We start from the raw sequence: 16,912 nt of genomic DNA, 5'->3' as shown, positions 1-16,912 counted from the left end.
AAAAAAAAGCTTACCAGTTCGGTAAGCTTTTTTTGTAAAGAATTTAAGCAGTTTGCTCAAGAACTTTTTTGAATAAATCTTTTTGCTCTTGGCTTGGCTTAGCAGTTTGTAAAGCCATAAGCTGAGACATATCACCTTGTACTTTGATTTTACCAGTCATGAACGCTTGCATTGCAGCAGCCATATCAAACTCTAAGAATACTTTACGTAAAGTTTCAGCATCCATATTTAAAGTCGTTTTAGCTTTTGAAGATAATCCTTTTTGGATTTTACCAGCGTCTAAAGCCAACTCTGTATTACCAGCTGCATCTGTTACAACCAAGTTAATTGCCAAATTCGCAAGTGCTGGTGGTAAGTTTAAATCACCTGCTTCAGCAGTAAGTGTATCGACAGTTGCAAACCAATCATCAGTTAAAAATGCAGCCATGATTATTCCTCAAATATATTTGTTCAATTTCTTGTGCCATCTATCCAGACGACATCACATGAAGCAATTTGCTTGTGCCATGTTATAGCACGTATATTTTCTTTTAGGCTATGACTTTTTGTACGTAGGATTCAATTTTTAAAAAATTTATAAAGAAAAGGCACTTAACAAAGTGCCTTTAAAAAATTTCTTACATTTTATTCAGCAGCGAAGCTTAAATTCACTACATCTAGGCGATTTTTCAATTCTTCTGGATCTTTCATATCAAACTCACGCTGTTCATCCAAAGCTTCAAAATCAAATAACTCTCGATCAGCCAACTGCGATGGCGATACATTCTGTAATGCGCCAAAAATACTATGTAAACGTTTAGGGTATTGCTTATCCCACTCACGTAACATGTCATTCAAAATCGCGCGCTGTAAGTTCTCTTGAGATCCGCACAAGTTACATGGAATGATCGGGAACTGACGCATTTCTGCATATTTGATAATGTCGTTTTCTTCAACATAAGCCAAAGGACGAATCAGAATATTCTTTTTGTCTGAAGACAGCAGTTTCGGTGGCATCGCTTTCAAACTACCGCCATGGAATAAATTCAGGAAGAATGTCGCTAAAATATCATCACGATGGTGACCTAAAGCCACTTTCGTCGCACCGATTTCTTGAGCAAAACCATACAGTGAACCACGGCGTAACCGAGAACATACTGCGCAATAGGTCTTGCCTTCAGGTGTTAAGCGCTTGGTAATGGTATAGGTATCTTTTTCAAGGATGTAATATGGAATATTGTTTTCTTCCATATAACGTGGCAATACATCTTCTGGGAAACCTGGTTGCTTTTGATCAAGGTTTACTGCAACGATATCAAAATTAATCGGTGCAATACGTTTAAATTGCAGCAAGATATCGAGCAAAGTATAACTGTCCTTACCGCCTGACACGCATACCATGACTTTATCGCCATCTTCGATCATCTTGTAGTCACGAATTGCATGCCCCACTTGGCGACGTAGTTTTTTCAACAAGCGATAATAGGCCGAACTAGTTGGAAGCTCTGGCTTGAAATTAAATCCTTGGTTGGACTCCACTGGCGCGTACATAGACGTGATTTACTCATAAACAAAATACCGCAAGATTTTATCCCATTCCGAAAAAATGCGCACCTAAAGAATTTTTCAATTTCTTTCAATCGTCATATTTGAGTTTCATACTGGTAAAATTCTGATCAAAAGTTATCAAAATCGGCTAGATCGCTTATATTTCAGACTTCTCCACAGTTTTCCACAAAAACTGTGGATAAAATTGTGGATTTCTTCGCTATTGACAAACTTTTTTTATCTTAGAATAAGGCTTTCAATCAAATTGATCACTTTTTAACCAATCATTTTAGTATATAAAAAACAATAGCTTATATAAGTCAACACATAATTTTTAAAAAAAATTTAATTTTTTTTTTGCTGAACATTCGAGCAAAAGGACTTGATTTTTTGTCAGACAGTAGAAAAATAAAAAAATGTAGCTAAAGTACTTTTTAGAGATTTTTTTGTTACACTGCTGAAGTGAATTAAAGCTCATCTTTTGTGAATATTATAACGATGAACAAAATAACTTATTTTTTTATGTTGTGTTTGGGGACAATCGGTTTTTTTAATACAACAGTAACTACACATGCTGGGCAAACCATCTATCAATTTAAAGATAGCAATGGTACTACACTGCTGACCAATAAAAAGAAAGCTGAGTACAGCCATTTAAAAGTGGTTAAAGCAACTTATTACCCCGATAGCAATATCCACACCTATCGTAACTGGGGAAATAGTGAAGCTTCCGTTCTGCCCAGTTATAGCCGTAATCGAAATACTTTTGACCATCTGATCCGTCAAGCAGCACAACAACATGGCGTTTCCGAAGGCTTAATAAAAGCGGTAATGCACACTGAATCTGGTTTCAATGTTAATGCACGCTCACCTGTGGGTGCTCAAGGCTTAATGCAGTTGATGCCAGCGACGGCGAAGCGCTTTAACGTCTCCAATGCTTACGACCCTCAACAAAATATTTTTGCTGGCGCTAAGTATTTAAGCTGGTTACTAAAACGATTTAAAGGTGATACTCGACTAGCCTTAGCAGCTTATAATGCAGGTGAAGGCAACGTTGATAAATACAAAGGCATCCCCCCATTTCGCGAAACACAGGATTATGTGCGTCGTGTCACAAGTCGCTATCAAAATCTTTATGTATCTGGTTTAGGGGCTGATTTATCTCAACCAACGGCTCATTCGACCAATGGGCAAGTGATCGCCCAATCAGTCAATTATTCTGGTTCAGATCGCGTTACAAATATTGATCCAACACCGAGCTCGAAACAGTACAATCGACAAATCATCACTTTGGCTGATGGTACTTTTACAGATGCGCCAGCAGGCAGTTACTCCACAGCGAATGCCACGGCTTCTGCGCACATACGTTTAACGGATTAATGTGTACATTAAAACAACGATAAATAGCACTTATTTGTTACTTTTTTGACACTCAAATTGTTTTTAAGTGCTTGTTTATCATTAGATTCATTATTTTACTCACAAACATGTAATAACATCTATATTTTCACTTGAATTTTTAGGGTCGAGCCTGCATATTATTGGGGTGATTTATATTTATAAATCAGATCACTTTTTCTTTATAAGAGGGTTCTCTCAATGATGCGGATTGGTTTGTTCTTGCTAACCAACCTCGCGGTACTGGTTGTAGCTGGCATTATTTTGTCACTCTTCGGTGTCGGTAGTTACCATGGCGCGGGTGGCTTAAATCTAGGCAACCTACTGGTTATCTGCTTTGTCTTTGGTATGGTAGGTTCTTTGATTTCCCTATTCATGTCAAAGTGGATGGCTAAGAAAACCACAGGGACCGAATTAATCGACCCTAATGCACCTCGTAATCAAGCCGAAGCGTGGTTATTACAAGAAGTTGCTCAATTATCCCAACGCGCAGGTATTAAAATGCCTGAAGTTGGTATCTTCCCATCTTATCAATCTAATGCATTCGCAACAGGTTGGAATAAAAATGATGCGTTAGTCGCTGTTTCGACAGGTCTATTAGAGCGTATGAACAAAGACGAACTTCGTGCTGTCCTTGCGCATGAAATTGGTCACGTTGCAAATGGTGACATGGTTACCCTTGCTCTGATCCAAGGTGTAATCAATGCCTTCGTTATGTTCTTTGCGCGTATTGCTGGGGACTTTATTGACCGTAATGTATTTGGTCGTGAAGATGGCGAAGCGCCAGGACTTGCTTATTTTGCGATTACGATTGCATTGGATATCGTATTTGGTATCTTGGCATCAACCATCGTGATGTGGTTCTCTCGTCAACGTGAATACCGTGCTGATGAAGCAGGTGCACGTTTGGCAGGTAAAGATGCGATGATTTCTGCACTACTTCGCTTACAAGCAGAATCAGAAATGCCTGATCAAATGCCTAAAGAGATGAAAGCGTTTGCAATTACGGAAGGTAAGGAACAAGGCTTTAGCTTAGCTGCTTTATTCCAAACTCACCCAAGCATCGAACAACGTGTTGCTGCATTGAAGCAATTAAACGTTCACTAATCCAAACAGATACATAAACAAAGCCTCCAAGATGGAGGCTTTGTTTTTTGGGAAAAATTAACCCATTTTAAAAGATTGATACAACTGCCACGCGTAACTCAAGCCAGCCCAGAGTGCAAGCACAAGTAAAATCAGAACGGCAATACCGAGTAAATCTGGTATCCGCAGCCAAATCCAGCTCACTATCGGATTACGCCAAAATGCTGAGGTTTTCTGTTTTTGCTCTAGAGATTCATGCAAAAATGGATGCACCACATGAATATCACTGTGTACCTGATATTCCTCACGGATATGATTATGCACAATCTCAAGGGTCTTACGGCTTGGCCGAATAAATACGTCAAATAAAGTCCCTACGATCGGCACAAAACCGACCAACATATCTAAGATCGCAAGTTTTACCACGCCATTGAGTTTGTGTTGTGGAACACCGACTTCTCGAGCTTTTTTAAAGGCATATAAGGTCAGAATAAAACCTGCTATATCACCCGCAAAAGGAATGGTACTCAGTGCAGCATCTGCACCAACACCTTGTTTAGTGAACGGAATTCGCACTAAGCTATCCATCGTATTGGCGAATTTCGCCAAATCACGCTCTACAACGATTGCTTGCTGCTGAGTTAATTTTTTTTGTTCTGACATTTGCTCAACCTTAAACCAAGTTTATATATTGATAATAAATAGTTTTTCACTCAAGTTGGTATAATTATTACAACTAGAATAAGATCATAGAAGCTATAAATAAATATACGATTACACCAGTGGCATCACAGATCGAAGTGACCAACGGCGCTGAAGCACTTGCTGGATCTAGTCCGACTCTATTTAAAATAAAAGGCAAACTCATCCCAATCAGACACCCCATTAGCACGATTCCCATCATACTCAAGGCCAACACCAGTGCCACCCATTCATCACCACGGAAATATCCAAGGAGTGAAACTGCGATCGCCATCGTTCCTCCCAAACTTAAAGCAACTAAGCTCTCTCGACCGAGGAGATAAAACCAATCTTTAAACTGTACATCACCTGTCGCCAACGCCCTTACCATTAAGGTAGAAGACTGAGAACCTGCGTTCCCTCCACTGCCAACCAATAAAGGTAAGAAAAATACTAAAACTAAATGCTGTGCGATCAAATCCTCATAATGTGCTATCCCTAAACCAGACAGCAAACTACCAAATACTAAAAAAACCAGCCAAAAAACACGCTTTTGGTAGAGTTGTAAAATCGGTGCAGATTTAATACTCAGTTTCGAAGATGCATTCACCGCACCAACTTTTAAGAAGTCTTCCGTTGCTTCTTCACTGGCGACATCCATCGCATCATCATAAGTTACGATCCCCACCATCATGTCATGATGGTCAAGAATTGGGAGTGCCAATAAGTCATATCTTGCGATGGTTTTGGCTACCTCATCTTGATCTGTACCAACATAGGCAGTCAGCACATTGGTAACCATTAACTCATTAATATTTTGTGTTTCAGGAGCAAGGATTAATTGTTTTAATGACAAAACTCCCAAAATTTTTCGTGCTTCATCTAAAACATAAGCAAAATAAATGGTTTCTGTGTCTGGCGCTTCAAGACGCAACATTTTAATTGCATCTTTCACCGTGATATTGGGTTTTAAGGTCGCATATTCGGAGCTCATAATCGCTCCTGCCGTTCCTTCTAGATATGATGAAAGTTGACGAATATCTTCTCTTTCAGCTTGAGCAAGTGCTGGAAGCAATGCTTTTTGTTGTTGTTTATCTAAACATTTAAAAACATCAGCTCGTTTGTCCGATGACATTTCCCCGACGATATCTGCCAAAATATTTCTTGGCATCGCTTTGGCAAGTTTGACTTGTTCATTGGGTGCAAGATAAGAAAAGACATAAGCTCTTTCAGGTAAATGCGTCAATAATAATTGACTTTGTTCTATAGGGAGCTGGGGTAAAAGATCAGCAATATCGACTGCTGGAAACGTTTCGACTGACGCAAGCGCAAGTTCAATATTGTTATTCTTCAATGCGTCTTGCAATAAATATAAAAAGTTGTTGTAGCTCATCTCTACCTCTTCACTACAATAGATCAGCAATGAAGAGTTCGACACTATTCTACTGTCGAATAACGACCTTCATTCTGATTTTTATGAAAATAAAATATGTAATTCGTAATAAATTACAACTCTGCGTGTCCATTTAGGGATTCAATCCTCAAGTAACCGTTTATACGGCGCATGAATATTAAGGACTTGAGCCAAATGACTCAAGTCCTATCTCTATGAAATATGTCTTATTTTGTTTCTATAAAAATGTTTTAGATTAAATGTAGACTCCAAATAGCATTTAACTTAGGACGGTACTTTTTCCTTTAAAAATTGATCGGATGAGCACATACATTAAAGGAATAAAAATAAGGACTAGCACCGTACCGAAGACCACCCCACCAAAAACACTATATCCAATCGCTTGACGGCTAAGTGCTCCAGCTCCTGTCGAGAACATTAATGGAATGACACCTGCACCAAATGCAATTGAGGTCATGAGAATCGGACGTAGGCGTAACCCAGCAGCATATAGAGCAGAGTCAAGTGCATTCCGCCCCTGTTGCTGTAGACTGGCAGCAAACTCCACCATTAAGATCGCATTTTTACAGGATAATCCGATCGTCGTGAGCAGTGCGATCTGAAAATAGATATCATTGGCAAAACCAAACCAGTGGCTAAATAAGATCGTTCCTCCAATGCCAAGCGGAATAGCCGCCATGACCACCGAAGGGATCGACCAGCTTTCGTATAGAGCAGCTAAACACAAGAAAATAAAAGCAATTGAAATCAAATATAGCCAAATCGCTTGGTTACTCGATTGCTGTTCTTGGTAGGATAAACCACTCCAAGCCAATCCCACTTCGGGCATTTGCGCCACTATATTTTCTAGGTCTTGCATGCCTTGACCACTACTAAAACCACTAGCTGCATCTGCCTCCAACTCAATCGAAGGATAGCCCATAAAACGTTCTAATAAGGGTGGCGCACCCTGCCATGCAACTTGACTAAACTGTGTGAAAGGAATCATTTGTCCTTGTGCATTTTTCACATGCCAAAAGCTCAAATCCTCTGGTTTGGAACGATACGGGGCATCGCCTTGTAAATACACGCGCTTGATTCGACCACGATCAATAAAATCATTGATATAGCTTCCACTCCACGCCGTCGAGATCGTACGATTAATCTCATTGATATTTAAACTGTGTAGCATCGCAGTACGATGATCAATTTTAATATTGAGAACAGCTTGATCATCATTGCTTTTTTTATCGAGATTTTCGACACTGGCTAACCTGTTCCCTTGTTGTTGCACGTTTTCAAAAGAAGTGATCAGACTATCTCTTCCTAAGCCTTGAGTGTCTTGAAGCCAGAAATTAATTTTGTCCGAATTGCCTAATCCTCGTATCACCGCCGGCATGACTACCACGATACGGGCCTGATTATTTTGAGCAAAATGCTTCATGGCGCGCGCACGAATGGCTTGCGCGCTATTTTCTGTGCCTTGGCGTTCATCCCAATGTTTTAAAGAGACAAAAGCTTGTCCCAGATTTTGACCTGAGCCTGAAAAGTTACGTCCATGTATCACCATGATGCCATTTAAATTATCTTTCTCTTCCGCTAAAAAGTAATCTGAGATTTGTTTTCCGATGACTTGGGTTTGGCTCATAGGCGTGCCTTCAGCTAGGCGAAACTGAACACCCAAAATCCCCTGATCTTCCTGTGGTAAAAAACTAGTGGGTAATTCACGATAGGTCCAAGCAAAAGCACCCACCAAAAACAATAAAGCGACAAGCGACAGAAATTTAAGCTGTATCACTTTTTTAGCGACATTCAGATAAAAAGACCGAACCCGAGCTAATCCGCGCTCGAAATACTGTGCCCACTTGGCTTTCTGTTGTTGCGGTTTTAATAAAATTGCACATAATGCAGGAGTCAGAATCAATGCCACCAACAGAGATAAAGACATTGCTGCGACCAAGGTAATCGAAAATTGGCGGTAAATAATTCCTGTAGCACCTGTAAAAAATGACATTGGGATAAATACTGCCGTCAACACTAAAGTTATGCCGACCAGTGCCCCGCTAATCTCCTTCATCGACTGAATGCTGGCTTGTTTAGCATCCAGTTTCTGTTCATGCATGATCCGTTCAACATTTTCAACGACTACAATCGCATCATCCACTAATAAGCCAATCGCCAATACCATCGCGAACAAAGTCAGGGTATTAATACTCATACCTAATACTGCGAGGACAGCAAAAGTTCCTAAAATCACGACAGGTACAGTGATTGCAGGAATTAAAGTTGCACGCCAATTTTGCAAAAATAGGAACATCACTAATACGACTAAAATGATCGCTTCGACCAGTGTTGTCACCACTTGAGACATTGATTCTTTTACAAATGGGGTATCATCACGTGGATACACCACGAAATATCCTTCAGGAAGTCCTTTCTTTAAACTTTCGATTTCTTGATAAATCAAATCTGCAGTTTGCATGACATTGGCGCCCACAGCCAATGAAACTGAAAGTCCTGAAGCTGGATAACCATTGATACGGTTAAATACCTGATAGTTTTCTGCACCAATCTCGATTCGAGCAATATCTTTGAGGTAGACCAAGCCACCATCGGGGTTCGCTTTTATAATAATGTTTTCAAATTGTTCAGGCGTACGTAATAAAGAACCAGAGGTCACTTTGGCATTTAAATATTGATCATCAACACTTGGTAATTGTCCAATCGCACCTGCTGCCACCTGTGCATTTTGATTTTCCAAAGCAGTACGCACTTCACTGACACTGAGCTGGTATTGTTGTAGTTTTTTAGGATCCAGCCAAATCCGCATCGCATATTGTGAGCCGAAAACATTAATTTCACCCACACCATCTAGACGACTCAAATTCAGTTCAAAATGATTGGTTAAATAATCTGATATGTCGATGTTATTCGAGCGTCCAGAAGCATCCGCCAAGCCAATGACCATAAAAGAATCACTGAGCGATTTGCGAACATTCACCCCCTGTCGCTGTACATCTGCTGGTAAACGGTTAATTGCACCATTAATCGCATTTTGCACTTGTACTTGCGCCTGATCAGGATCAGTGCCTTGCGCAAAGAACAGACTAATTCGACTATTGCCGCTCGCATCACTACTTGAACTAAAGTAAAGAAGATGGTCAATCCCTTTGATTTGTTGTTCTAAGATTTGGGTAACACTGTCTTCAACCGCTTGTGCATCCGCGCCACTATAATTGGTAGATACTGTAATTCGAGGTGGAGCAATATCGGGATAGCGTTCTACTGGTAAATTTAATACGGCAAGTAAACCTACAGCCATCACGATAATCGCTAGGACACTTGCAAAAATAGGGCGATCAATAAAAAACTTAGATAACATGGCTGTTCATTCCATTCCTGAAACAGTCAATTTGTCAAAAAGAGAGATCAATATTGGCAAATATAAACACTGATCATTACTGAGCCAATAAGGAAACACTATCCCTATTAACATATCATTGCAAAAAGCCAGAATTACGAAGAAATTATGGATTTATCACGTACATTAAAACAGATCTAACCTAAAATAAACTGATTAAATTCAAACAACTAAAAAATAAAAAATTGAAATTACTTTGCGATCAATGAGTTCCTAAATTCAGATTGACAATAGCGAATCTAAAACCGATAGTAGCACGCTTATTGCGCTCCCTAATTTTATTAAATACCTATGAAGGCTACCCTGAAGAACTTTAATATTCTCTTATTAATTTTGCTACCAGCTCTGATTACTGGCAGTTTATTAATTTTTTCAGGTAATGTATCTGATGGTTTAAGACTTGGCTTTTTATCACTACCAGGTGCGTTTTTTTTATATTTGGCAGCCATTCAAAATAAAAAATCTTGGTATATCCCGTCCATCATTTGGTGGCTGATTTTTTGGTTCGACTCACTATTACGCTCCAGTACTTGGATTTTATTTAGTAGTGACAATGAAGCCTACTTTATTATTGAAGCGATCGCGAATACCAGTTATGCCGAGACATGGGAGTTTTTGCAACTTCATGCGATTAGCATTATTGCGGTGTTATTTAGTTTGGTTTCAGTTACTGTCGCCTATCACTATATCGTATTTAAATATTTGAAAGCTGAGAATTTCCAACAACTTTGGCACAGCTATTTTTACCGTGCATGTATCATCTTTTTGGTTCTTCTTACCTTGACTTGCTATCTGATGAAACCATCACGTAACGTTCATCCAATTGTATTTTGGAGTAATTATCAGGAAAAAATTCAGGAGTTTAAAGACCGAATCAAGCAACATAAAGATGTTCATCGGCAGTGGGATATCAGTGCTAAAAAGAACCTAATCGTTGCAGAACAATCTAAACAGAAACAAACTCATGTATTGGTCTTGTCTGAAAGTATCACCAGTCTTGATTTGGGCATATGCGGCTATGCACGAAATACCACACCAGAACTGTCTAAAAAAATTGATCAGATCAAAGTGTTTTGTAATGCATTCTCGCCATCTCCCTCCACGATTAATGCTTTACGGGTACTTTTAACCGAAAGTCCTGCTTCTGAACATGATCGATATTCACCAGAAAGCATACTTGCTTATGCAAAAGCAGCAGGTTATAAAATCTACTGGCTCAGTAATCAAGATGATATTTACCTTTCCTCATTGTTCGGTTCTTATGCAGATAAAGCGATCTATAAAAATACCCGTTCAGGACGCAGCAGTACATCATTAGATGAAAATCTTTTGCCAGCTTATCAACAAGCCCTTGCTGACCCAGAACCTAAAAAATTAATTATTCTGCATATGATCGGTACACACCCCAATTATAAAGAACGCTACCCTGTCATTTATAATAAGTTTAGTAGCGATAGTAATGATGCAGTAGAAATGCTACTCAAGAAAAATGATATTGATCCATGGATACGCTCTATGCGTAACCATTATGACAATGCCATCTTGTATCAAGATGCGTTATTGGCTCAGATTTTGGATAAGCTAATGGCTGAAAAGCATTTAGACTTTAGATCATTTACCGTTGTTTCAGATCATGGCAATGAAGTTGGGCATGAGATGGACTATGCAGGTCATAGCCCCAATACTAAAGCGGGTTATCAAGTTCCTGTGATGATGTGGTATGACCATATGCCTTCAACAGGCGTGGATCTCACCAAAACCATTAACACCGCTGAACTCGATAACAATTTGATGCAGATTATGGGGCTCAAAGACAAATATGCCCCGCCCCAGTCCTATTGGCTAGACAAAGATTATCACTTTAGCCCTGAAATCAACTGGCCCTATTGGGAAAAAAAGCATTAGATTTTGATTGATAGAATATTCTTTTTAACATTGAGTAAAATTGGATACTCAATTTAGATTGTTTTATCTGAAAATTATTTGTAATTTCATCAAATGATCATCTCTTTGTCATCCATTTGATAAATTTAATCAGCACACTAACGACTCAAATAAAAACACATGAGTTTATGTATGTTAAAGCAAACAGTCGCGAGTCTCTGTCTGATCGGCCTTGTGGGTTGTAACAATGATGACAATGCTTCATCCAACGCCAATCAACCACAATATCAATTGCCACAAATTTTAGTGGTTGGGCATCGCGGCGCGAGCGCGCTTAGACCTGAACATACCCTTGAGGCTTATCAAAAAGCAATTGATGATGGTGCAGACTTTATTGAACCCGATCTAGTATCAACTAATGATGGAATATTGATCGCTCGTCATGAAAATGAAATCAGCGGTACCACCAATGTTGCCAGCCTGCCAGAATTTGCCGATCGTAAAACCACGAAAATCATTGACGGCGTCTCTTTTGAAGGTTGGTTCACCGAGGACTTTAGCCTCAAAGAATTACAACAACTTAAAGCACGTGAACGTATTCCACAATATCGACCAGAAAATCAACAATACAATGATTTATATAGCATACCGACCTTAGAGCAAATCATTGAACTGGCTGAAGCGCATTATAAAAAAACAGGTAAAATCATTGGGATATATATCGAAACCAAACACCCAACTTTCTTCCAAAAACAGAATTTGGCAATGGAAGATACATTGCTAAAAACATTAGCCAAATATAAATATAGCCGTGACATTGCACCCATCTATTTACAATCATTTGAAGTGGGTAATTTAAAATATTTAAAACAACAGCTTGATCTACATAAAAGTATAAAACACGCTCAGCTCATCCAATTGTATGATGAGAAAACAGCTCAACCAGCCGATTATGTTGCGCAAAATATCTCAACCACCTATGCGGATATGGCAACAGCGCAAGGATTAAAAGATGTTGCAACTTATGCAAATGGGGTTGGGCCGTGGAAGCCTTATATCTTTAAAGATGCAGCCATGACCGAAACCACGTCTTTTATTCCTGATGCTCATCAAGTCGGCTTAAAAGTACATCCATATACATTCCGTCCAGAAAATAACTTCTTGCCTGAGACTTTAAAATGTAGTGCTGAAGCATCAAAAGCAGCCGAGCGTTGTCCAACAGGATCAATCAAAGAATTACAGCTTTATTTCAAAGCAGGTGTGGATGGGGTATTTGCGGATGATCCAGCGATTGCACGCCAAGCAGTGAAAGAATATCTGGCAACAGCGTCTAAATAATCGAATCAATCACTCAATGATAAGGACAGCTCACTCGGCTGTCCTTATTTAGGATAGTTTCATCAACTGCTTTCGTTGCACCTGTTGCCACTGCCACCAACCATAAGTCGCCAAGCCCACAAATGCGGCATATAAAGCTGCTGTTAAAAATAGTTCTTTGTAAATAAACATGCCCACATAAACAATATCCACAAATATCCAGAGTAGCCAAGTTGCAATATGTTTTTGACTGGTCCAATAGGTCGCAAGTAAACTAAATGCAGCAAGCTGAGAATCTAACATCGGCACAGCAGCATCCGTAAAATGCTTTAAAATGAGACCTAATAATAATCCGCTCATCGCAGCCAAACAGATTTGAGCGACTGCAATTTGAATGCCGATCGGCTCAATCCGAATCTCGTGGTCTTGGCGTTTTCCTTTTAACCAAAAATAAAAACCATAGCAATTGAATGCGATAAAGAAGAATTGCAGAATGGTTTCGGCATACAATTTATAGGCGAAAAAAAGATAAGCGTACAATGCACAGGCCAAAATATTGAAACCCCAACACCACATATGACGTTGAATAGTTAAGGTGACACCGATAATACTCATCAAGACGGCAATGATTTCTAAAGGAGACAAAGGAAAACTTCTGTTTAAATATCGAATAATGTCATTATGAAAAGATCTTAAATTTAAGCAACTATAAAATCTTTAAAGACGATCTTTAAATTTTTAAGTTTATTGCGAATAATGACTATTTTTCATTCAGCCCTTATGCTATAAAAATCCAAAGCTTATTTTTATATGACCCACATGATTATCCATAAAGTTTCCACCACAGGTCTTGCTCATATCGCAGATTGCTTGCTCGCCAATGCAATGTGGCGACGTGTCTGCATGTCTATGCGAGGGGACTTTGCATTATTTCATCCGATGACAAGTTAAAAAAAATGACATCTCATGAAACATAGGTCGCCTCAATGGCGGCCTTTTTTTTACCTAAATTTTAAAAATCTGAATAGACCTTAGTTATTACTGGAGATTCCCATGTCGCAACCACATGAAAAAAGTTTTATACCCACGCCACAGATACAACCGACTGTCGCCTCTACTTCCCCACGCCCAGCGCCAGTCGGTCAATTTATTGCAGTTGTTCTGATTTGGTCATTCACCCCGTTAGCAGCGGTATGGACAGTGCAAGATATTCATTGGGCTTGGGGTTTATTTCTACGATACAGTCTCGCCATTCCACTTAGCTTTGTTTGTCTGTTTTATTTTGGACTCAAGCTCAGCATAAATTTCAAAGCAATCACCAGTTATACAGCAGGTGCAATTGGGTTATTTGGCTCTATGACTTTTTGTTATATGGGTGCGACACGTGTTCCATCGGGTATGATTTCAATTATTTATGGTACAGCGCCCTTGTGGTCAGGTTTGATTGCGGTATTTATTTTAAAACGTGAACACTTTCATCCACGTCAATGGTACGGTTTAATTCTTGCCTTTCTCGGCTTATTACTGACAATGGGTTTAGCTACAGATGATGTTCAGCTCGATATGCTGGGGATCGCCTATGAAATCATTGCAGTTCTACTCTATGTTCTTTCTATGCTAGCCGTTGCAAAAGTAGGTGCAGAAATTCATCCGATCACTCAAACCGCTGGCTCAACCTTAATTTCATGGATCGGCTATCTCTGTTTATTACCTTTTTTTATCTCAGAAGCTCCAACGCATCTGCCGAGTCTTCAAAGCAGTATGGCTTTGCTGTATAGCGCATTATTTTCTTCAGTGCTTGCTATGATTTTTTATTATCATTTAATTCAAAAACTCAACCCAACTACAGTGATGCTCATCATGATCATAACTCCTGTATTGGCAACACTTTGGGGAATCACGCTCAATCATGAGCCACTCAGTTCGCATTTGATTATGGGCTTGATATGCTTATGCTTTGGTCTATTTTTATATGCTTATCGCAAGAAAGCCTACAACCTATAAGACAATAAAACCGATAGATCAGTAAAATGATCTATCAATTTAGATTATAGTATTTGAGCGTTTGCTGCATTAAACCAGAACCATCATTGAAGATATATGATTTCCTTATGTATCACAGCATAACTTCACAGAGATTTATTCAAGGATGAAAGAATCTATGCGTATTTATCTTTTATGGATATTTTTGAGCTTTGCGCTCGTCATACAAGGTTGTGCCTATCACTCCCCGACGCCCATTCAGGCCCATCAAAAATCAGTTGAATTAAAACAACGTTATTATCACGCCAAAACCATAAGCGCAGATGGAACTGTGCTGGCTTTCACTGTGTATCAGCCTCATTTAAAAGTCGGACAAACAGCGCCGTTACTCTTGCATACCCATGGCTTTGGCTTATCCCGTATGAAACGGCCTGAACTGAGTTTATACGGTTTTCTCTTACCTACAGGTCAAGTCGCCAAAACTGCATGGAAACAAGTTTATTGGGTGATCAGTTATGACCAACGTGGACATGGTAATAGTCAAGGTAAAATCCGTCTGGCTGATCCAGATAAAGAAGCACAAGATGTCATTACCATCATGAACTGGGCTGAAAAGCACCTGCCCCAATTAGCAAAAAACCAAAACGGCGTTCGTACGGGTATGATCGGTGAATCTTATGCAGGTGGTGTACAGTACCTCGCATCGGCATTGGACCCACGCTTACAAGCGATTGTCCCGATTACCACTTGGTATGATCTGATAAATAGCCTTGCGCCAAATGGCGTTCCTAAAAGCAACTGGATTGGGTTCTTAAATTTAATCGGTGACTGGTGGAATTGGAATAAATTTGATTCCGAACTTAAGCAAGCCTATCGAGAAACGCAACAAGGTGAACTTAATGTATCTTCCTATCATTTTCTCAAGACGCATCAAGCACGCTGGTTTTGTGAACATGACCAAGCACCTCAAGCAGATGCACTGATTATTCAGGGATTTAGAGATATATTATTCCCATTTAATGAGGGCGCAAAAGCAGCTGAATGTATCAAACAAGCACGGCATAAAGTCCATTTAATCGGGGTACAAGGCGGACATCTGCAACCATTGGCACAACAGTCTCCTTCAGGTCAAACACCTTTTTGGTACATCGGAAAATCTGTGCATTGCGGCGACAAACAACAATACAACTTACAAGACACAATCTTAATTTGGTTCGATCAGAAATTAAAAGACCAAAAATCTACAATGAACCTACCTGAATTATGCGTGGATCATAGTCCAGTTAACCATCTTGCAGATCTAAACCCAACAACGTCCTACACACTAAATAGAACATGGATCACAGCAACCACAACCCAAGCTGTTTTTGTCCCTATTCATGTTGCGCAGCAAGTTACGCATATCACCGGTGCGCCTCGCTTAAGCTTAAATGTCGAAGCAAAAGCTGAATCCAGTGATCCTGTATTATTTATATCTGTTGCAGTTAAATCAAAAGAAACGGGGAAATATGTTGTTTTAAATGAACAGACCGCACCCTTTAATCAAGGCAGAAAACAAATTTATGATCAGATTACCTTAGACTTAGCTGACCCCAATAAATCACTACAAAGCATTGAGCTACCAAGTATAAATGGGGAATTGAAACAGGGAGATACCTTGGGCTTGCTGATCAATAGTGAAAGTATTTATTATCAAAAATTTCAACAGGCTAAAATAGAAGCTTGGGTTTCAGGAGAAATAATTTTACCTAAACTATGGATAGATTCTCATTAGAAATTTTATTTAAAAATGAATATCGAGAGTGACTTCTACCACTCTCGATTAACGATTAATTCTTCCATTTCAATATCGAAATAACCCGCCTCTTGCACGATCATCATCATCGCTTCGGCAATATAATCCGCCGCGGTATCATCTAAAGATGAATCTAGGTCTTCAAACTGCGGTTTCATTTCATTAATTTCAATGGTAGTCAAATTTGCAAAACGATAAATCTCAGTTTCAGACAACCCAGAACGACTGACCTTTTTTGCAAACTGATGCATATGCTGTTTGACTTCTGCAACCAGAATATCGGGATAATAGTCATCATCAAACATGGGGAGGAGTAGATTTTCAAACATAAAAAATAATATGCCAATAAAACGCCATGCTTATACCACAATCCAGAAAAAATCACGATATTTAGACATAAAAAAAGCGGTTTTTCCGACCGCTCTTG

At 39.3% G+C, this 16,912-nt stretch carries 13 protein-coding genes; 6 read left to right on the top strand and 7 right to left on the bottom strand.

Features of this window, described 5'->3' with window-relative positions:
• Positions 1-43: 43 nt before the first annotated feature.
• Positions 44-427, bottom strand: coding sequence for an SCP2 sterol-binding domain-containing protein (locus EXE30_RS02295; RefSeq protein WP_121928548.1), 384 nt, complete (start codon positions 425-427; stop codon positions 44-46).
• 197 nt (positions 428-624) lie between these two features.
• Positions 625-1,530, bottom strand: a complete 906-nt coding sequence (ttcA, locus tag EXE30_RS02290; protein ID WP_130161018.1) for a tRNA 2-thiocytidine(32) synthetase TtcA — start codon at positions 1,528-1,530, stop codon at positions 625-627.
• A 495-nt stretch (positions 1,531-2,025) separates the two neighbouring features.
• Between ttcA and EXE30_RS02285 the strand changes: the two genes are divergently transcribed.
• Both EXE30_RS02285 and htpX read left to right on the top strand, forming a co-directional pair.
• Positions 2,026-2,907 (top strand): lytic transglycosylase domain-containing protein, encoded by an 882-nt coding sequence (locus tag EXE30_RS02285; RefSeq protein WP_171457312.1) that lies wholly within the window; start codon positions 2,026-2,028, stop codon positions 2,905-2,907.
• A 219-nt stretch (positions 2,908-3,126) separates the two neighbouring features.
• Entirely contained in the window at positions 3,127-4,032 is a 906-nt protein-coding gene (gene htpX, locus EXE30_RS02280) for a protease HtpX (protein WP_130161017.1), read from the top strand.
• Positions 4,033-4,089: 57 nt separating this feature from the next.
• On the opposite strand, the gene EXE30_RS02275 is transcribed toward htpX, so the two are convergent.
• The 3 genes from EXE30_RS02275 to EXE30_RS02265 all read right to left on the bottom strand — a co-directional run bounded on the left by EXE30_RS02275 (position 4,090) and on the right by EXE30_RS02265 (position 9,467).
• Complete coding sequence (locus EXE30_RS02275) at positions 4,090-4,674, bottom strand: DUF4112 domain-containing protein (RefSeq protein WP_130161016.1); 585 nt, start codon at positions 4,672-4,674, stop codon at positions 4,090-4,092.
• Positions 4,675-4,747: 73 nt separating this feature from the next.
• On the bottom strand, positions 4,748-6,085 hold the full coding sequence (gene mgtE / locus EXE30_RS02270; protein WP_130161015.1) for a magnesium transporter: 1,338 nt from the start codon (positions 6,083-6,085) through the stop codon (positions 4,748-4,750).
• A gap of 280 nt (positions 6,086-6,365) precedes the next feature.
• Positions 6,366-9,467, bottom strand: a complete 3,102-nt coding sequence (locus EXE30_RS02265) for an efflux RND transporter permease subunit (protein WP_130161014.1) — start codon at positions 9,465-9,467, stop codon at positions 6,366-6,368.
• Between the two features lie 330 nt (positions 9,468-9,797).
• Here EXE30_RS02265 and EXE30_RS02260 point away from each other — a divergent pair, with 330 nt between their 5' ends.
• Positions 9,798-11,411: a phosphoethanolamine transferase gene (locus EXE30_RS02260; protein WP_130161013.1), complete on the top strand. Its 1,614-nt coding sequence runs from the start codon at positions 9,798-9,800 to the stop codon at positions 11,409-11,411.
• A gap of 171 nt (positions 11,412-11,582) precedes the next feature.
• The gene (locus tag EXE30_RS02255; RefSeq protein ID WP_130161012.1) at positions 11,583-12,728 is read left to right on the top strand and encodes a glycerophosphodiester phosphodiesterase; all 1,146 of its coding nucleotides are present in this window, start codon (positions 11,583-11,585) and stop codon (positions 12,726-12,728) included.
• A 48-nt stretch (positions 12,729-12,776) separates the two neighbouring features.
• Here EXE30_RS02255 and pnuC read toward each other — a convergent pair whose 3' ends face one another.
• A complete protein-coding gene (gene pnuC, locus EXE30_RS02250) occupies positions 12,777-13,352 on the bottom strand; it encodes a nicotinamide riboside transporter PnuC (protein WP_130161011.1) in 576 nt (191 codons plus the stop codon).
• A 408-nt stretch (positions 13,353-13,760) separates the two neighbouring features.
• On the opposite strand from pnuC, the gene EXE30_RS02245 reads away from it, so the two are divergent.
• Together EXE30_RS02245 and EXE30_RS02240 are read left to right on the top strand one after the other, a co-directional pair.
• Positions 13,761-14,711 (top strand): DMT family transporter, encoded by a 951-nt coding sequence (locus tag EXE30_RS02245; RefSeq protein WP_130161010.1) that lies wholly within the window; start codon positions 13,761-13,763, stop codon positions 14,709-14,711.
• A gap of 157 nt (positions 14,712-14,868) precedes the next feature.
• Positions 14,869-16,464 (top strand): CocE/NonD family hydrolase, encoded by a 1,596-nt coding sequence (locus EXE30_RS02240; RefSeq protein ID WP_130161009.1) that lies wholly within the window; start codon positions 14,869-14,871, stop codon positions 16,462-16,464.
• A gap of 35 nt (positions 16,465-16,499) precedes the next feature.
• Here EXE30_RS02240 and EXE30_RS02235 read toward each other — a convergent pair whose 3' ends face one another.
• Complete coding sequence (locus EXE30_RS02235; protein WP_130161008.1) at positions 16,500-16,814, bottom strand: DUF5713 family protein; 315 nt, start codon at positions 16,812-16,814, stop codon at positions 16,500-16,502.
• Positions 16,815-16,912 lie beyond the last annotated feature (98 nt).

The sequence above is a fragment of the Acinetobacter halotolerans genome (assembly GCF_004208515.1).
Taxonomy (GTDB): domain Bacteria; phylum Pseudomonadota; class Gammaproteobacteria; order Pseudomonadales; family Moraxellaceae; genus Acinetobacter; species Acinetobacter halotolerans.
The sequence above is the reverse complement of the archived record's forward strand: the minus strand, read 5'-3'. Positions and strand labels throughout refer to the sequence as shown.